This is a genomic window from Shinella curvata, from assembly GCF_022899935.1.
Lineage (GTDB): Bacteria > Pseudomonadota > Alphaproteobacteria > Rhizobiales > Rhizobiaceae > Shinella > Shinella curvata.
Map to the genome: position 1 here is coordinate 1147152 of NZ_JALJCJ010000001.1, position 15269 is coordinate 1162420.

Here is a 15269-nt window from a genome sequence, read left to right on the forward strand (position 1 = left end):
CATGAAAAGTGTCGTCGTCACCGGCTCCACCAGCGGCATCGGCCTCGCCATTGCCGAAGCTTTTGCGGAAACCGACGCAAACGTCATCATCAACGGTTTTGGCAATGCCGATGAGATCGAGGCGATCAGGGCGAGGCTCGACGGCCTCGGCAAAGGTCGCGTGCTCTACCACCCCGCCGACATGACGAAGCCGCACGAAATCTCCGACCTCATCCAGACCGCCGTGGAGGAATTCGACGGCGTCGATATCCTCGTCAACAATGCCGGCATCCAGCATGTCGAGAAGATCGAGGACTTTCCACCGGAAAAGTGGGACCAGATCATCGCGATCAACCTCTCCTCCTCGTTCCACACCATCCGCAATGCCGTTCCGCATATGAAGCGCAAGGGCTGGGGCCGCATCATCAATATCGCCTCGGCGCACGGCCTCGTCGCCTCGCCCTTCAAGGCGGCCTATGTGGCGGCGAAACACGGCGTCATGGGCCTGACGAAGACCGTCGCGCTCGAGGTCGCGGAAAACCGCATCACCGCCAACACCATCTGCCCTGGCTACGTGCTGACGCCGCTCGTCGAAAAGCAGATCCCCGACACGGCAAAGGCGCGCGGCATCAGCGAGGCGCAGGTGAAGTCCGATGTCATGCTGAAATTCCAGCCGACCAAGGAATTCGTCGGTACGGACGAGGTGGCGGCCATTGCGCTTTTTCTCGCCTCGGATGCGGCAAAGTCGATCAACGGCACCCATATATCCGTCGATGGCGGCTGGACCGCCCAATAAGGCAAGGCATATGAGCACGGACACCGGCAGCATCCGTTTCATCCTCAACGGCGAGGACATTTCGCTGCGCCATGTGCCGCCGACGCGCACCCTGCTCGACTGGCTGCGGCTGACCCGCCGCCTCACGGGCACCAAGGAAGGCTGTGGCGAGGGCGACTGCGGCGCCTGCACCGTGCTCGTCGGCCGCGTGGTCGAGGGGCGACTTGCCTATGAGAGCGTCAATGCCTGCATTCGCCTGCTCGGCTCGATGAATGCCACCCATATCGTCACCGTCGAACATATGGCAGGTGGCGATGGCGTGCTGCATCCCGTGCAGCAGGCGATGGTGGACTATCACGGTTCGCAATGCGGCTTCTGTACGCCCGGCTTCGTCATGTCGCTCTATGGTCTCTGGCTTTCCGAGCCGGCGCCGAGCCGCGCCCGTATCGAAAAGGCGCTGCAAGGCAATCTCTGTCGCTGCACGGGCTATGAGCCGATCATCCGCGCAGCCGAAGCGGTCGCCGCGGCGCGGCCGAGTGCCGTCTTCGACCCCATCGAACGGGTGCGAACGGAGATTTTCGCCAAGCTGAAGTCCCTGGCCCCGCAGGACACGATCCGCGTCAGCGACGGCGATGGCCGCGTGATCGTACCCGCCTCGCTCGACGGTCTCGCCGCCGTGCTGGCGGAGGAGTCGAAAGCCACTGTCATCGCGGGCAGCACCGATGTCGGCCTCTGGGTGACGAAACAGTTCCGCGACCTCAATCCGGTCGTTTTCATCAACCACCTCGCCGAGCTGCAAACCATCGAGCAAACGGCGGCAGGCATCCGTATCGGCGCCGGCGTCACCTATTCTCAGGCCTTCGCCACGCTCTGTCGCCGCTTCCCGGCATTGCGCCCGCTGATCGACCGCATCGGCGGCGAGCAGGTGCGCAATATGGGCACGATCGGCGGCAACATCGCCAACGGTTCGCCGATCGGCGATACGCCGCCGGCGCTGATCGCGCTCGGCGCCACGCTTGCCCTGCGCTCCAGGGAGGGCCGGCGCGAACTGCCGCTCGAAAGCTACTTCATCGAATACGGCCGGCAGGACCGCCGCCCCGGCGAGTTCGTCGAAAGTCTTTTCGTCCCCGATCTACCCGCCGGCACCGATTTCGCCGTCTACAAGATTTCCAAGCGCCGCGACGAAGACATCTCCGCCCTCTGCGCCGCGTTCCGCGTCATGCTTTCGCCCGAAGGCACCGTCACAGACGCCCGCCTCTGCTTCGGCGGCATGGCCGGCACGCCGAAACGCGCGGCAACCGTCGAGGCGGCTCTCCTCGGCAAGCCGTGGAGCCAGGCCACGATCGACGCCGCCCGCCCGGCCTTCGAGGCGGATTACAAACCTCTCACCGACTGGCGCGCCACGGCGGAGTACCGCCTGCTGACGGCCAAGAACCTGCTGACGCGATTTTTCCTCGAAACGACAGGCGAGACCGCACAGGTCCGGCGCTTCGAGGATGTTGCCTGAGGCGCGAAGGAGACGTGTGATGGACCAATCCACCTTCGAGGACCGCAAGACGATTTCCGCGCCGATGCATGCGTCGTTGCGCCACGATTCGGCGCACAAGCACGTTTCCGGCACCGCCGACTATATCGACGACATGCCGGAGCCCGACGGCACGCTGCATGCCGCGCTCGGCATGGGCGATCGGGCGCATGCCGAAATCCTCTCCCTCGACCTTTCTTCCGTCAGGGCCCATCCGGGCGTCGTGCTGGTGCTGACCGCCAGGGACATGCCGGGCGAAAACGATATCAGCCCCTCGCACCGCCACGACGAGCCGGTGCTGGCCGAGGCAAGGGTGGAATTTCATGGCCAGGCGATCTTCTGCGTCATCGCCGAGACGCGCGACGTCGCACGCCGCGCCGCGCGCCTGGCGAAAATCGAATACCGCGACCTGCCGCACTGGACCGATATCACCGATACACTGAAAGATGGCGGCACGCTGGTCACCGAGCCGTTGACGCTGAAGCGCGGCGACGCGGAGGGCGCGCTGGAAAAGGCATCGCATCGTGTCAAAGGCCGGATGCGCGTCGGCGGGCAGGATCACTTCTATCTCGAAGGCCATATCGCGCTGGCTATTCCCGGCGAGGACGACGAAATCACCGTCTGGTCTTCGACGCAGCATCCGAGTGAAGTGCAGCACATGGTGGCCCACGTGCTCGGGGTGCCCTCCAATGCCGTAACCGTGCAGGTGCGCCGCATGGGTGGCGGCTTCGGCGGCAAGGAAACGCAGGGCAATCAGTTTGCAGCACTCGCTGCCGTCGCGGCCAAGCGCCTGAACCGCGCCGTCAAATTCCGCCTCGACCGCGACGAGGACATGACGGCCACCGGCAAGCGGCACGACTTCCTCATCGACTACGAAGTCGGTTTCGATGGCGAAGGCCGCATCGAGGCCGTGAAGGCGAACTATGCCGCCCGCTGCGGCTATTCTTCCGATCTCTCGGGCCCCGTCACCGACCGTGCGCTCTTCCATGCGGACAATGCCTATTTCTACCCGCATGTCCTCCTGACCTCGCAGCCGCTGAAGACGCACACCGTCTCCAACACCGCCTTCCGCGGCTTCGGCGGGCCGCAGGGTCTCGTCGGCGGCGAACGCATGATCGAGGAGATCGCCTACAGGCTCGGCAAGGATCCGCTGGAAATCCGCAAGGCCAACTTCTACGGGATGCCCGGCTCGGAGCGCGTGCTGACGCCCTATCACCAGACGGTCGAGGACAACATAATCCACCGCATCGTCGATGAGCTGGAAACCTCTTGCGACTATCAGGCCCGTCGCAGGGCTGTCCTCGCCTTCAACGAAACGAGCCGCGTCGTCCGCAAGGGCATCGCGCTGACGCCCGTGAAATTCGGCATCTCCTTTACCGCCACCTGGTACAATCAGGCGGGTGCGCTGGTGCACGTCTACCAGGATGGCTCGATCCACCTCAACCATGGCGGCACGGAGATGGGCCAGGGCCTGTTTACCAAGGTCGCCCAGGTGCTTGCCGATGCGTTCCAGGTCGATGTTTCCCGCGTAAGGATCACCGCGACGACGACGGCGAAAGTGCCGAACACCTCGGCGACCGCCGCCTCCTCCGGCTCGGACCTGAACGGCATGGCCGCCTACGACGCCGCCCGCCAGATCAAGCAGCGCCTCATCGCCTTCGCTGCGGAAAAGTGGAGCGTGGCCCCGGATGAGGTCGCATTCGTGCCGCACCACGTGCGCGTCGGGAAGGCGTTGATCCCCTTCTCCGACTTCATACGGCAGGCCTATATGGCCCGCGTGCAGCTCTCCGCCGCCGGCTTTTACAAGACGCCGAAGATCCATTGGGACCGGGCGAAGGGCATGGGCACGCCCTTCTACTACTTCGCCTATGGCGCTTCGGTCTCGGAAGTTTCGGTCGATACATTGACCGGCGAGTACCATGTCGATCGCGTCGATATCCTTCACGATGTCGGCCGCTCGCTGAACCCGGCAATCGACAAGGGCCAGGTGGAGGGCGCCTTCGTTCAGGGCATGGGCTGGCTGACGGCGGAGGAACTGTGGTGGGACGACAAGGGGCGGCTGCGCACGCACGCACCCTCCACCTACAAGATCCCTCTCGCCTCCGACCGGCCGAAAATCTTCAACGTCAAGCTCGCCGAATGGGCTGAGGCCGCCGAGCCGACCATTGGCCGCTCCAAGGCGGTCGGCGAACCGCCCTTCATGCTTGCGGTCTCCGTTCTGGAGGCCCTTTCCATGGCTGTCGCCAGCACGGCCGACTATCGCCTCTGCCCAAAACTCGATGCTCCCGCCACGCCCGAGCGCGTGCTGATGAGCATCGAACGGCTCAAGACACAAAAAGAAGAGTGAAATGAACTTTCTGCAGGACAGTCTCGAGGGCTTTCTCGCCCGCGAACACCGCGTCGTCATCGTCGACATCACCGCCGCCAGGGGCTCCGCGCCACGCGACCAGGGCACCTTCATGCTGGTGGCCCCGACGGAAATCCACGGAACCATCGGTGGCGGACAACTCGAATATGTCGCCATCGAAAACGCGCGAAAGTTGCTGGCCGAGGTCGGTGGGGAGGCGACGCTCGACATTCCGCTCGGCCCCGAGATCGGCCAATGCTGCGGCGGCCGCGTCGAACTGGCCTTCACCTTCGCCGATGAAGAGGCACGCCGCGCGCTCGACCGGCGCCGCGCGGAGGAGGAGCGGCTGAAGCCACAGGTCTGGGTATTCGGCGCCGGCCATGTCGGCCGGGCGCTCGCTGAAGCACTGACGCTGCTGCCCCTCAAGGTCTTCGTCGTGGAAGCGCGCGAAACGGAACTCGACCAACTGACGTCGGGAGTGCATCACCGCCTGGCCGCCATGCCGGAAGCGCTGATAGCGGACATTCCCGCAGGCTCCGCCATTGTCATCGTCACCCATGACCACGCGCTCGATTTCCTGATCGGCAGGCAAGCGCTCGAACGGCGCGATCTCGCCTATATCGGAATGGTCGGCTCCAAATCGAAACGGGGCACGTTCCTGCGCTATCTCGAGGAACAAGGCGTAGAACGAGGCGAGGCCGACCGGCTGGTGCTGCCGATCGGCGGAAATGCGGTCGACGACAAGCGCCCCGAAGTCATCGCCGCGATGACGGCATCGGAAGTGCTGCTCGCCTTTGCGCAATGGCGCAAGGCGGCCTAGGACCGGCCGTCGAGAAAACCGAGATCGCGCTTCAGGTGGTCGGACAGCTCGTCCGGCTCCAGTCGCGGCATACGGCTGCGCCGGCGAAAGGGAAAGGCGAGAGAGAGCTTATGCAACAAGCCGTTCAGCCAGCTGCGTTCGCGTCTTGCCGGCACTGTCTCCGCGATACATGTCATGGTAAAACCTCGTAAATTCCATCCATTGCTTGCAGGGTGCGCCGAAAAATGATGGAATTCCAATCGAACCTTCGTCTGCATCCATAAAGAGAACTTGGCCTTGAAGATGTCGCGCAACTTTCCGCTGAACGCGCTTCGTGTCTTCGAGGCAGCCGCGCGGCATGCCAGCTTCACTCGCGCCGGCGACGAACTCGGCATGACGCAGACGGCGGTCAGCTACCAGATCAAGCTCCTGGAGGAGACGCTCGGCGAAACGCTGTTCCTGCGCCAGCCGCGACAGGTTCTGCTGAGCGAGGCGGGCGAGCGCCTGGCGCCGAAAGTCGGCGAAGGCTTGGCGAAACTCGTCGAAGCCGTTGCGGACCTCAAGGGCGCGACGGAGCACAAGCTGCACATCCACTCGACGCCGACCTTCGCCACGCAATGGCTGAGCCGGACGCTGGGCGATTTCCAACTCAAGCATCCCAACATCGCCGTGCGGCTTTCCACGTCGCAGGACCTCATCGACTTTTCCAAGGAAGAGGCCGATGTCTCGATCCGCTGGGGCAAGGGCGACTGGACGGGTCTCACCAGCCATCGCATCATGCGCATGGATTTCACGCCGATGCTGAACCCGGCTCTGGCCGAGACGATCGGCGGCATCCGGGAGCCTGCGGATCTCTTGAAATTGCCGATCATCAGCCCGCCGGATATTTGGTGGCGTACCTGGTTTTCCGCCGCAGGCATCGACAATCCGGGGCTCGAGCGTTATCCGCCGAACGAACTCGGCATCCAGACGATCGATGCGCAGGTGGCCATGAACGGCCAGGGTGTCGCCATCCTCAATCCCGGCCATTTCCGGACCGAGATTGCGGCCGGGCTGCTCTACCAGCCATTTGAACTCACTTGCAACGACGGCCGAGACTACTGGCTTGCCTATCCGGAAAACCGTCGCAACATTCTGAAAATCCGCGCGTTTCGTGATTGGATTCTGGCGACGATGCCAGATGAGGCATAAGATGATGCGAACACAAACGGAGTTCAGATCTTGAGCGTTGCCTTCATGAAGGAAGAAAGTGCCGAAACAGCAGCGGAAACCCTGCTGCCCGAACGGCCGATTTCTCCCCATCCGAACCTTGTCACCGAAACCGGCCTGAAGGCGCTGGAAACGCAGCTCGCCGAAGCGCGCACGGCCTTCGAGCTGGCCAATGCGATCGAGGACATCAACGAGAAGCGCCGCCAGCTCGCCGGCCCCTCACGCGACATCCGTTATATCGTCGAGCGCCTGCGCACCGCGCAGGTGATGACCGATCCCGTATCGACCGAAACCGTGGCCTTCGGCAGCAAGGTGAAGTTCAGCCGCGATGACGGGCGGGTACAGGCCTATCGTATCGTCGGCGAAGACGAGGCCGACCCCAAGGCAGGCACCATCTCCTATGTCTCGCCGGTGGCCCGCCTGCTCCTCGGCAAGGGCATGGGCGACGTCGTGACGCTGAACGGGCAGGAACTGGAGATCGTCGCCATTTCCTGAGAAGAATGCGTGCCAGGCGCTATCGCCTGCCGTCCAGCTCGGGATAGTGGCGGAACAGGTCATGCTCGTTGCCGGGAAGGCGGCGTTTGCTTGCGAGATAGGCGCCGATCTTTGGATGTTCGGCGACCGCGGAGCACAGTGCCCGAACACTTGGGTAGCGTTCGCCCAGGCCGCTCATGAGCTTCGGGAAGGCATAGGTCAGCCCGTCCATGACCTGAAACAGTGAAAGATCGGCGTAACTCAAACGGTCGCCGACGAGATGCGCCGGGCCTTCGGGGTTGCGCGTCAGGATGCCTTCGAACCAGTCGAGGAACTTTGGAACGCGCTCTTCGCGGAACTCACGGGCGCGACGCTGTGATTCGGGCTTCTGGTTCTCGTAGTATTCACCCGCCCCGATCGGGTGGTGCACATCATGGCCTTCGAGAACGAAGTCGGCGATGGTCAGCTGGATCTGATGCGTCCAGAGTTTCTGCCGCGATGCTTTGGGCGCAAGGTCGAGCTTGTCGCCGAGATAGAGCAGAATGGCGGCGACCTGCCCGACCACCACATCGCCGTCCCGCAGAAAGGGCGGCGCGAAGGATGGCGTGGCCACCTCCTTGCTCACCCGTGCAATCACGCCGTCGCCGTCCTCCCGCGCGACATCGCGGTAGGGGGCACCGGCCGCTTCCAGCGCGAGACGGATATATTCGCCACGCCCCTGAATGCCGGTCCAGTAGTAAAGTTCATAGGCCATGCGCCAGAATACACCTGACCGGGCTCAGGTTCCATCCCGCATGACCGCCGGGGCGCGATCCACCCTTCCCTCTGCGGCAAATCTTGCGCAATGTGCGATGAGGACGACGCGAGAAGGGAACACCGCATGTACGAATATGCCATCGCCTGGGAATGGATCACCTTTGCCGTCCGCTGGCTGCATGTCGTCACCGCCATCGCCTGGATCGGCTCGTCCTTCTATTTCATCGCACTCGACCTCGGCCTCGTGAAGCGGCCGCATCTGCCGGCGGGCGCCTATGGCGAGGAATGGCAGGTGCATGGCGGCGGCTTCTACCATATCCAGAAATATCTGGTGGCGCCGGCCTCCATGCCCGAGCACCTGACCTGGTTCAAATGGGAAAGCTACATGACCTGGCTTTCCGGCTTCACGCTGCTCTGTCTGGTCTATTACGGCGGCGCCGATCTTTTCCTGATCGACCGCAGCGTGCTCGATGTCTCGACGCCCATGGCGATCGGGATTTCGCTGGCCTCCCTGGCGCTCGGCTGGATCCTCTACGACCTGCTCTGCAAGTCGCCGCTCGGCAAAAACACCTGGGGACTGATGATCGTCCTCTACTTCATCCTGGTCGCCATGGCCTGGGGCTATACGCAGGTCTTCACCGGCCGCGCCGCCTTCCTGCATCTCGGTGCCTTCACCGCGACGATCATGTCGGCCAACGTGTTTTTCATCATCATGCCGAACCAGCGGGTGGTGGTGGCGGACCTCATCGCCGGCCGCACGCCCGATCCGAAATACGGCGTCATCGCCAAACAGCGCTCGACCCACAACAACTACCTGACGCTGCCCGTCATTTTCTTCATGCTGTCGAACCACTATCCGCTGGCTTTCGCGACGGCCTTCAACTGGGTCATCGCCGCCCTCGTCTTCCTGATGGGCGTGACGATCCGGCACTGGTTCAACACGACGCACGCCCGCAAGGGCAAGCCGACCTGGACCTGGCTGGTCACCGCCCTGCTCTTCCTTCTCATCATGTGGCTTTCCACCGTGCCGAAGGTGCTGACGGGCGAAACCGCCGATGTGGGTCTTGCCCCCTCTGCGGAACGCTTTGCCGCCAACAGCCATTTCCCTGCCGTGCGCGATCTCGTCTCCACCCGCTGCTCGATGTGCCATGCAGCCGAGCCGGCCTGGGAGGGCCTGCGCGCAGCACCGAAAGACGTCGTGCTCGAAAGCGAAACGGCGATTGCGCTGCATGCCCGCGAAATCTATCTGCAGGCGGGACGCAGCCACGCCATGCCGCCGGGCAACGTCACCGGCATGACCAGGGAAGAACGCGCCCTCATTGCCGCCTGGTTCGAAACATCGGCAGAAGGAAGCTGAGCGCCATGACCAAGACCCTCATTCGCGGACGCCTGCTCTCCTTTCTCCGCCGCCCCGAAGCGCTCGACGACGCCACGAGCTATCGCTACGAGGAGGATGGCGGCCTGTTGGTCGCCGACGGCAGGATCATCGCTGTCGGCGCCTACGAGACGGTGCGCGCCGGAGTGCCCGAGGACGTGGAGGAGATCGATCACCGGCCGCACCTGATCCTGCCGGGCCTCATCGATACCCATGTGCATTTCCCGCAGATGCAGGTCATCGGCTCCTATGCCGCGAACCTGCTCGAATGGTTGAACACCTATACTTTCCCGGAGGAGTGCCGCTTCGTCGAAAGCGAGCATGCCGCCCGCATCGCCCGGCATTTCTACGACGAGTTGCTCCGTCAGGGCACGACGACCGCCGTTGCCTATTGCTCCGTGCACAAGACCTCGGCCGATGCCTATTTCGCCGAGGCGCTGAAGCGCGGCATGCGCATGATCGGCGGCAAGGTCATGATGGACCGCAACGCCCCGCAGGGCCTGCTCGACACGCCCGAGATGGGCTATGACGAGACCCGTGCCGTCATCGCAGAATGGCACGGCAAGGGCCGCAACCACGTCGCCATCACGCCGCGCTTCGCCATCACATCGACACGGGCGCAGATGGAGATGGCGGCAGCTCTCGCACGCGAATTCCCCGATCTGCACATCCAGACGCACCTGTCGGAAAACCACGACGAGATCCGCTTCACCGGCGAACTCTATCCCGATGCCATCGACTATACCGACGTCTATGCGAGATATGGCCTCCTCGGCCCCAGAAGCCTGTTCGGTCACTGCATCCACCTCTCGGAACGCGAAGCGGATGCGATGAGCGCGGCCGGTGCTGTGGCTGTACACTGCCCCACCTCCAACCTCTTCCTGGGCTCCGGCCTCTTTCCGCTGAAGGCCCTGTCGAGACGGGAAAGGCCGGTGCGCATCGCCGTCGCCACCGATATCGGCGGCGGCACGAGTTATTCCATGCTGAAGACGCTGGACGAAGCCTACAAGATCCAGCAGTTGCTCGGCGAGCGGCTGAACCCGTTCGAGAGTTTCTACCACATGACGCTCGGCAATGCCGAAGCGCTCTCCCTATCCGACAGCATCGGCACGCTTGAGGTCGGCACGGATGCCGATTTCGTGGTGCTCGATGCGGCCGCCACGCCCGCCATGGCGCTGAAGATGGAGGTGGTGCGCTCGCTCGCCGACGAACTGTTCCTGCTCCAGACGCTCGGCGATGATCGCGCAGTACGCGAGACCTACGTGGCGGGCAAACCACTGAAGGCGTTGATCTAGCTGCCGCGATACGTCGAATAGCTGAACGCCGAAAGCAGCAGAGGCACGTGATAATGGCTTGCCAGATCCGCAACGCCGAAGCGCAGCGGAATGCGGTCGAGGAAGGCAGGCTCGCTAACCGCCGCACCGCTCTCGCGCAGATAGTCGCCGGCATGGAAGACGAGCTCATAGGTGCCGGCCATGAAGCCGACACCTTCGACGAGCGGGGCATCGACGCGGCCGTCCGCATTCGTGACGGTGCTCACGATATGCTGGTGCTCCCCGTTCTCGATCCAATAGAGATCGATCTTCAGACCGGCGGCAGGTTTGCCGAGCGCGGTGTCGAGAACATGGGTCGTCAGGCGGCCGGTCTTGCTCATGCGTCCTCTCAGGGTTTCTCGATGACGAAGGGTTCCTCGAGGAAGAACTCTTCCAGGTTGACGCCGCCGCCCAGGCGGTCGACGACGAGGAAATCGCTGACGGCGCCGACCGCGATCAGCGGATGGTGCCAGACATTGCGGCGATAGTTCACCCCCTGCCGGCCCCCGGCGCGAAAAACCTTCGGCTTGCCGGGCTTCCCGCCCTCGTCTTCCGCCACCACCACGAGCCAAGGCCGGTCGTCGAGCGGCGAAAAGCTCTGGCTGCCGAAGGGATGGCGCTCCATCATATCGACAGTGTAGGGGAACGCACGCGGGGTTCCGCGGAAAAGGTTGATAATGACCTTCGCGTCCTCGCCCACCGCCTCGGCCTCCGCAAGCGCGTGATAGCGCTCGGTCGTGCCGCCGTTGATGTAGCGCATCGAGGCGGGATCGGCCTCGATGACGGTTCCGAAGGGCGCAAAGGCCTCTTGCGTCAGGGGTTGGATTTCAAGCTTCTCAGCCATCGGACAGCCCTCCCGGGGAGAGGAAGGGCGGTCGTAGGTCATCAGGCATCGTCAATCTCCGGGGAGCAGAGCATTCAATCTCAAGAGCGCGATGCGCTCCACTTGGGTCTTCGCGGTTTCGAATTCCGTCTCGACTGCATTGCCGATCCGCACCTCGAAGGCCGCAAGGATATCGTCCTTAGTAAGCCCCTTCACGGCGATGATGAAGGGGAAGCCGAATTTTTCGACATAGCCGGTGTTGAGCTCGGTGAAACGGGCGTGTTCACCAGCACTCAGCCGGTCGAGGCCGGCGCCGGCCTGTTCCTTGCGGCTGTCCTCCGTCAGGCCGCCGGCAATCGCGAGTTTCCCGGCAAGATCCGGGTGGGCGACGAGCACGCCGAGCTGTTCGGCATGGCTCGCCTTGCGGAATGCGTCGGAGAGTGCGGCATGCACACCGCCGGCCGTCAGCGGCTCGGCAATGGCATTCGCGTCGAGCGCGCGTTCGGCGATGAACGGCGAATGCTCGAAGACGCCGCCGAAACGGTCGAGGAAATCGGCCCGGTCGATCATGCGCCTTTCACCTTCGACGGATGGTGATTTTCGATCCAGTGGCGCGCGATATCGATGCGGCGCGGGATCCAGACTTTCTCGTGGCCAAGCACATAGTCGACGAAGCGGGCAAGCGCTGCGGCGCGACCCGGACGGCCGACAAGACGGCAGTGCAGGCCGATGTTCATCATCTTCGGGCTGCCTTCGGCACCTTCCTGGTAGAGCACGTCGAAAGCGTCCTTCAGGTAGGTGAAGAACTGGTCACCCGTGTTGAAACCCTGCGGGGTCGCAAAGCGCATGTCGTTGGTTTCGAGCGTGTAGGGAATGATCAGGAAGGGCTCGCCATCGAGACCCGGCACCCAGAACGGCAGGTCGTCCGCGTAGGAATCGGAGGAATAGACGAAACCGCCCTCCTCCATGACAAGGCGCAGCGTGTTGTCCGAGGGCTTGCCCTGGTACATGCCGAGCGGGTGCGAGCCGGTCAGTTCCTTGTGCAAGCGCACCGCCTCGCGGATATGCTCGCGCTCCTTCTCCTCGGAAAAATCCTTGTATTCCAGCCAGCGGTAGCCGTGGCTGGCGATTTCCCAGCCGGCTTCCTTCATGGCGGCAACGGCTTCCGGATTGCGCGCCATGGCGAGCGTCACGCCATAGACGGTCGTGGTGACGTTGCGGCTGGTAAACAGGCGGTGCAGGCGCCAGAAACCAGCGCGCGAACCATATTCGTAAATCGATTCCATGTTGAGGTTGCGCTGGCCCGGCCAGGGCTGTGCACCGACGATCTCCGACAGCAGGTTTTCCGAGGCCGCATCGCCATCGAGGATGCAGCTTTCGCCGCCCTCTTCGTAGTTCACGACGAACTGCACGGCGATGTTGGCGTCACCAGGCCAGCGCACTTGCGGCGGGTTGCGGCCGTAGCCGATCAGGTCACGCGGATAGGTCTTTTCTGTCATTCGATCACCTTCGCAAGGGGGAGACGGTCGAAACGGCCTCTGATGTTCTCCCGGAAAGAGGAACCATTACCGCTTTGCGCCGTTTTCTGTCCATTACATGCAAGGAGAAACACCTATGGTCATGCAGGATGCAAACATTCGCGAAACCCAGGATCTTATCGCCAGCGACAAGGTGGAGGGCACAAGTGTCTATGGCGCCGACGGCAAGCACATCGGCTCGGTGGAGCGCCTGATCCTCGACAAGCGTAGCGGCCACGTGTCCTACGCGGTCCTGAGCTTTGGCGGTTTCCTCGGTATAGGCCACGATCACTATCCCCTTCCCTGGGGTAAGCTTGCCTATGACGAAGGTCTCGGCGGTTACCGTGTCGACGTGACGAAAGAACAGGTCGAGGCCGCCCCGCACTATGAAAGCGACGCGGAATACGACTGGAACCGCCGCAACGGCAAGGTGATCCACGATTATTACGGCGTGCCGCCCTACTGGATGTAAGGTGGCATCAGATACGCCCGGCTTGTTCCAGGTGAGCAGAAACGGTGAAAGAGGGCGGGACGTCCAGCGTTCCGCCCTCGACCTCGTTGAGCACGGTGCGGGCAAGGGCATGCGCCAGACCAAAGCTCACCTTGAAGCCACCCGTCATCAGGCTGAGATTGGCGTGATCCGGATGCCGGCCCACCATCGGCTCGCGGCCGATCGCCTTGGGACGCAGGCCCGCCCAGCGCTCCACGACGGGCGCATCGGCAAGGATGGGCGTTATCAGCCGCGCCTTTTCGATCAGCGCGTCGAGCAGACCATCGGTACTGTGCGCATCCTCAAAACTGTTTTCGCTCGTGCTGCCGATGGCGACGACGCCGTTTTCATGCGGCACGATATAGAGTCCGTCGGCAAAGACCACCGGAAGGCCGGGATCGACGTGTGCCCGAAGCAATGCCGCCTGTCCCTTGACGCCCATACCGACCGGTTTGGCGAGAGGGGTCAGGGGTTGCAGCAACGGGAAGGTTTCGACACCGGCGGCGAGCACGCAATGGCCGAAAGGCAGAAGCGAGCCGTCATCGAGACGGGCAAGGCCAGCGGCGGCGTCGAGTGCCGAGAGGCCGATGCCCTCTGTGATCGTCACCGTCGCCTGCCGTTCAAGGGCCGCCTTCAAGGCGGCAAGCAGGCCGCGCGGGGAAAGACGGGCAGCGAGATGATCGTGAACCAGCCCATGCGGCATGGCCTCGGTTGCAGGCCATCCCGCAATCGGTGCGGCATCCAGCACCTCGAAAGAAAAGCTGCGCTCGGGCGTCAACCAGACGGATTGCGCATCCCGCGCATGGCCCATCGCCGTATCGCGGTTTTGCGGTTTCGTCACCGGAATGAGGCGGCCGGACCGGCGGTAGCCGGCAGAAAGACCGGTTTCGGCCTCCAGTGCGGCAATCTCCGCTTCGATCGACACCAATGCGGCGAACTGAAAGGCCTTCTTGGCATTCCACCGATCCGGCAGGTGGGGCATCAAGGCACCCAGCACGCCGCCACTCGCGCCGGCACCCAAACGCCTGCGATCGACGAGATGGACGGAAAGCCCTTTTCGCGCGGCGAAAAGCGCGGTCCACAGACCCATCACCCCGCCGCCGGCCACGAGCAGGTCCACAGCCGGTTGACCGGCGGCCCTCACGGGATTATCGGCATTCGGCATGGCAGACAACGATCCCTACACTGCGCCCGAAACCCTCGGTGTTCTCAACTGGCACGAGGGCGATATGCCCTATTCCAGTGCCTTTGACGACCACTTTTATTGCCGCAACGACGGCCGGCTGGAGTGTGGACACGTCTTCCTCTCCGGCAACGGCCTGCCGGCCCGCTGGCAGCGGCAGGAGCCGTTCCGCATCGCCGAGCTCGGCTTCGGCACCGGCCTCAATCTCACCGAAACCTGGCGGCAGTGGCAGGAGACCGCGCCGGAAGGGGCAAGCCTGCACTTCACCTCTTTCGAGCGCTTTCCGATGGCCCGCGCCGATATAGATCGGGCACTCGGCCATTGGCCGGAACTTGATGCACAGCGCGCGCGCCTCACCGAAAAATGGCCCGATACGCCCGATGGGCGCATCGAGATCGACCTTGCGCCCGGCGTCCGTCTCACCGTCGTATGCGGGGTGGCGCTGCAAAGCCTCGCTGGGGAAAAAATCCCCTTCGACGCCTGGTATCTCGACGGTTTCGCCCCGTCACGAAATCCGGACATGTGGTCGGCGGATCTGATGGCCGAGGTTTTCCGCCTGACGGTTCCCGGCGGGCGTTTCGGCACCTATGCGGCAGCCGGTTTCGTGCGGCGCAATCTTGCAGCCGGGGGCTTCACCGTGGAGCGACGGCCGGGATTTGCGGGCAAACGCGAAATGCTCTGTGGTGAAAAACCCGCGGCCTGAC

General features: G+C 63.4%; 17 protein-coding genes. 10 read left to right on the plus strand and 7 right to left on the minus strand.

The features are described 5' to 3' along the window. Position 1 precedes the first annotated feature (1 nt). Genes MUU55_RS05440 through xdhC form a run of 4 tightly spaced genes read left to right on the plus strand, consistent with a single transcriptional unit; the run spans position 2 to position 5446 of the window. On the plus strand, positions 2–775 hold the full coding sequence (locus MUU55_RS05440; RefSeq protein WP_244759726.1) for a 3-hydroxybutyrate dehydrogenase: 774 nt from the start codon (positions 2–4) through the stop codon (positions 773–775). 10 nt (positions 776–785) lie between these two features. Then, positions 786–2261, plus strand: coding sequence for a xanthine dehydrogenase small subunit (gene xdhA, locus MUU55_RS05445; RefSeq protein WP_244759727.1), 1476 nt, complete (start codon positions 786–788; stop codon positions 2259–2261). Between the two features lie 19 nt (positions 2262–2280). Beyond that, entirely contained in the window at positions 2281–4626 is a 2346-nt protein-coding gene (gene xdhB, locus MUU55_RS05450) for a xanthine dehydrogenase molybdopterin binding subunit (RefSeq protein ID WP_244759728.1), read from the plus strand. 1 nt (position 4627) lies between these two features. Further along, the gene (xdhC, locus tag MUU55_RS05455) at positions 4628–5446 is read left to right on the plus strand and encodes a xanthine dehydrogenase accessory protein XdhC (protein ID WP_244759729.1); all 819 of its coding nucleotides are present in this window, start codon (positions 4628–4630) and stop codon (positions 5444–5446) included. Here the strand turns inward: xdhC and MUU55_RS05460 are convergent. Continuing rightward, positions 5443–5739, minus strand: coding sequence for a hypothetical protein (locus MUU55_RS05460; protein ID WP_244759730.1), 297 nt, complete (start codon positions 5737–5739; stop codon positions 5443–5445). The two genes, xdhC and MUU55_RS05460, sit on opposite strands and share 4 nt — an antisense overlap. Here MUU55_RS05460 and MUU55_RS05465 point away from each other — a divergent pair. Then, positions 5723–6616 carry a LysR substrate-binding domain-containing protein gene (locus tag MUU55_RS05465; RefSeq protein ID WP_244759731.1) on the plus strand — a complete coding sequence of 298 codons (894 nt, stop codon included), beginning with the start codon at positions 5723–5725 and terminating at the stop codon, positions 6614–6616. The two genes, MUU55_RS05460 and MUU55_RS05465, sit on opposite strands and share 17 nt — an antisense overlap. Positions 6617–6646: 30 nt before the next feature. Then, entirely contained in the window at positions 6647–7129 is a 483-nt protein-coding gene (greA, locus tag MUU55_RS05470; protein ID WP_244759732.1) for a transcription elongation factor GreA, read from the plus strand. 19 nt (positions 7130–7148) lie between these two features. Here the strand turns inward: greA and MUU55_RS05475 are convergent, their stop codons facing one another. Continuing rightward, complete coding sequence (locus MUU55_RS05475; protein WP_244759733.1) at positions 7149–7862, minus strand: glutathione S-transferase; 714 nt, start codon at positions 7860–7862, stop codon at positions 7149–7151. 126 nt (positions 7863–7988) lie between these two features. Here MUU55_RS05475 and MUU55_RS05480 point away from each other — a divergent pair, with 126 nt between their 5' ends. Both MUU55_RS05480 and guaD read left to right on the plus strand, forming a co-directional pair. Beyond that, positions 7989–9221, plus strand: a complete 1233-nt coding sequence (locus MUU55_RS05480) for a urate hydroxylase PuuD (protein WP_244759734.1) — start codon at positions 7989–7991, stop codon at positions 9219–9221. A 5-nt stretch (positions 9222–9226) separates the two neighbouring features. Then, positions 9227–10534, plus strand: a complete 1308-nt coding sequence (guaD, locus tag MUU55_RS05485) for a guanine deaminase (protein WP_244759735.1) — start codon at positions 9227–9229, stop codon at positions 10532–10534. Here guaD and uraH read toward each other — a convergent pair. Genes uraH through puuE form a run of 4 tightly spaced genes read right to left on the minus strand, consistent with a single transcriptional unit; the run spans position 10531 to position 12874 of the window. After that, positions 10531–10893 carry a hydroxyisourate hydrolase gene (gene uraH / locus MUU55_RS05490; protein ID WP_244759736.1) on the minus strand — a complete coding sequence of 121 codons (363 nt, stop codon included), beginning with the start codon at positions 10891–10893 and terminating at the stop codon, positions 10531–10533. The two genes, guaD and uraH, sit on opposite strands and share 4 nt — an antisense overlap. Positions 10894–10901: 8 nt before the next feature. Continuing rightward, positions 10902–11396 (minus strand): ureidoglycolate lyase, encoded by a 495-nt coding sequence (locus MUU55_RS05495; RefSeq protein ID WP_244759737.1) that lies wholly within the window; start codon positions 11394–11396, stop codon positions 10902–10904. Positions 11397–11447: 51 nt separating this feature from the next. Next, positions 11448–11945: a 2-oxo-4-hydroxy-4-carboxy-5-ureidoimidazoline decarboxylase gene (gene uraD / locus MUU55_RS05500; protein WP_244759738.1), complete on the minus strand. Its 498-nt coding sequence runs from the start codon at positions 11943–11945 to the stop codon at positions 11448–11450. Continuing rightward, the gene (gene puuE / locus MUU55_RS05505; RefSeq protein ID WP_244759739.1) at positions 11942–12874 is read right to left on the minus strand and encodes an allantoinase PuuE; all 933 of its coding nucleotides are present in this window, start codon (positions 12872–12874) and stop codon (positions 11942–11944) included. The genes uraD and puuE overlap by 4 nt, the downstream gene beginning before the upstream one ends. A gap of 97 nt (positions 12875–12971) precedes the next feature. Here puuE and MUU55_RS05510 point away from each other — a divergent pair, with 97 nt between their 5' ends. Further along, positions 12972–13364 carry a PRC-barrel domain-containing protein gene (locus MUU55_RS05510; RefSeq protein WP_425314133.1) on the plus strand — a complete coding sequence of 131 codons (393 nt, stop codon included), beginning with the start codon at positions 12972–12974 and terminating at the stop codon, positions 13362–13364. A gap of 7 nt (positions 13365–13371) precedes the next feature. Here MUU55_RS05510 and MUU55_RS05515 read toward each other — a convergent pair whose 3' ends face one another. Continuing rightward, positions 13372–14547 carry an NAD(P)/FAD-dependent oxidoreductase gene (locus MUU55_RS05515; protein ID WP_244759741.1) on the minus strand — a complete coding sequence of 392 codons (1176 nt, stop codon included), beginning with the start codon at positions 14545–14547 and terminating at the stop codon, positions 13372–13374. Between MUU55_RS05515 and mnmC2 the strand changes: the two genes are divergently transcribed. After that, on the plus strand, positions 14546–15268 hold the full coding sequence (gene mnmC2, locus MUU55_RS05520) for a tRNA (5-methylaminomethyl-2-thiouridine)(34)-methyltransferase MnmC2 (protein WP_244759742.1): 723 nt from the start codon (positions 14546–14548) through the stop codon (positions 15266–15268). The genes MUU55_RS05515 and mnmC2 overlap by 2 nt on opposite strands. Position 15269: the final 1 nt, after the last annotated feature.

Bases quoted from the DNA above. Each gene is read 5' to 3' on its own strand.
- MUU55_RS05440 (WP_244759726.1), top strand. From the start codon at position 2: ATGAAAAGTGTCGTCGTCACCGGCTCCACCAGCGGCATCGGCCTCGCC.
- xdhA (WP_244759727.1), top strand. From the start codon at position 786: ATGAGCACGGACACCGGCAGCATCCGTTTCATCCTCAACGGCGAGGAC.
- xdhB (WP_244759728.1), top strand. From the start codon at position 2,281: ATGGACCAATCCACCTTCGAGGACCGCAAGACGATTTCCGCGCCGATG.
- xdhC (WP_244759729.1), top strand. From the start codon at position 4,628: ATGAACTTTCTGCAGGACAGTCTCGAGGGCTTTCTCGCCCGCGAACAC.
- MUU55_RS05475 (WP_244759733.1), bottom strand. From the start codon at position 7,862: ATGGCCTATGAACTTTACTACTGGACCGGCATTCAGGGGCGTGGCGAA.
- MUU55_RS05480 (WP_244759734.1), top strand. From the start codon at position 7,989: ATGTACGAATATGCCATCGCCTGGGAATGGATCACCTTTGCCGTCCGC.
- guaD (WP_244759735.1), top strand. From the start codon at position 9,227: ATGACCAAGACCCTCATTCGCGGACGCCTGCTCTCCTTTCTCCGCCGC.
- uraH (WP_244759736.1), bottom strand. From the start codon at position 10,893: ATGAGCAAGACCGGCCGCCTGACGACCCATGTTCTCGACACCGCGCTC.
- MUU55_RS05495 (WP_244759737.1), bottom strand. From the start codon at position 11,396: ATGGCTGAGAAGCTTGAAATCCAACCCCTGACGCAAGAGGCCTTTGCG.
- uraD (WP_244759738.1), bottom strand. From the start codon at position 11,945: ATGATCGACCGGGCCGATTTCCTCGACCGTTTCGGCGGCGTCTTCGAG.
- puuE (WP_244759739.1), bottom strand. From the start codon at position 12,874: ATGACAGAAAAGACCTATCCGCGTGACCTGATCGGCTACGGCCGCAAC.
- MUU55_RS05510 (WP_425314133.1), top strand. From the start codon at position 12,972: ATGCAAGGAGAAACACCTATGGTCATGCAGGATGCAAACATTCGCGAA.
- mnmC2 (WP_244759742.1), top strand. From the start codon at position 14,546: ATGGCAGACAACGATCCCTACACTGCGCCCGAAACCCTCGGTGTTCTC.
- MUU55_RS05515 (WP_244759741.1), bottom strand. From the start codon at position 14,547: ATGCCGAATGCCGATAATCCCGTGAGGGCCGCCGGTCAACCGGCTGTG.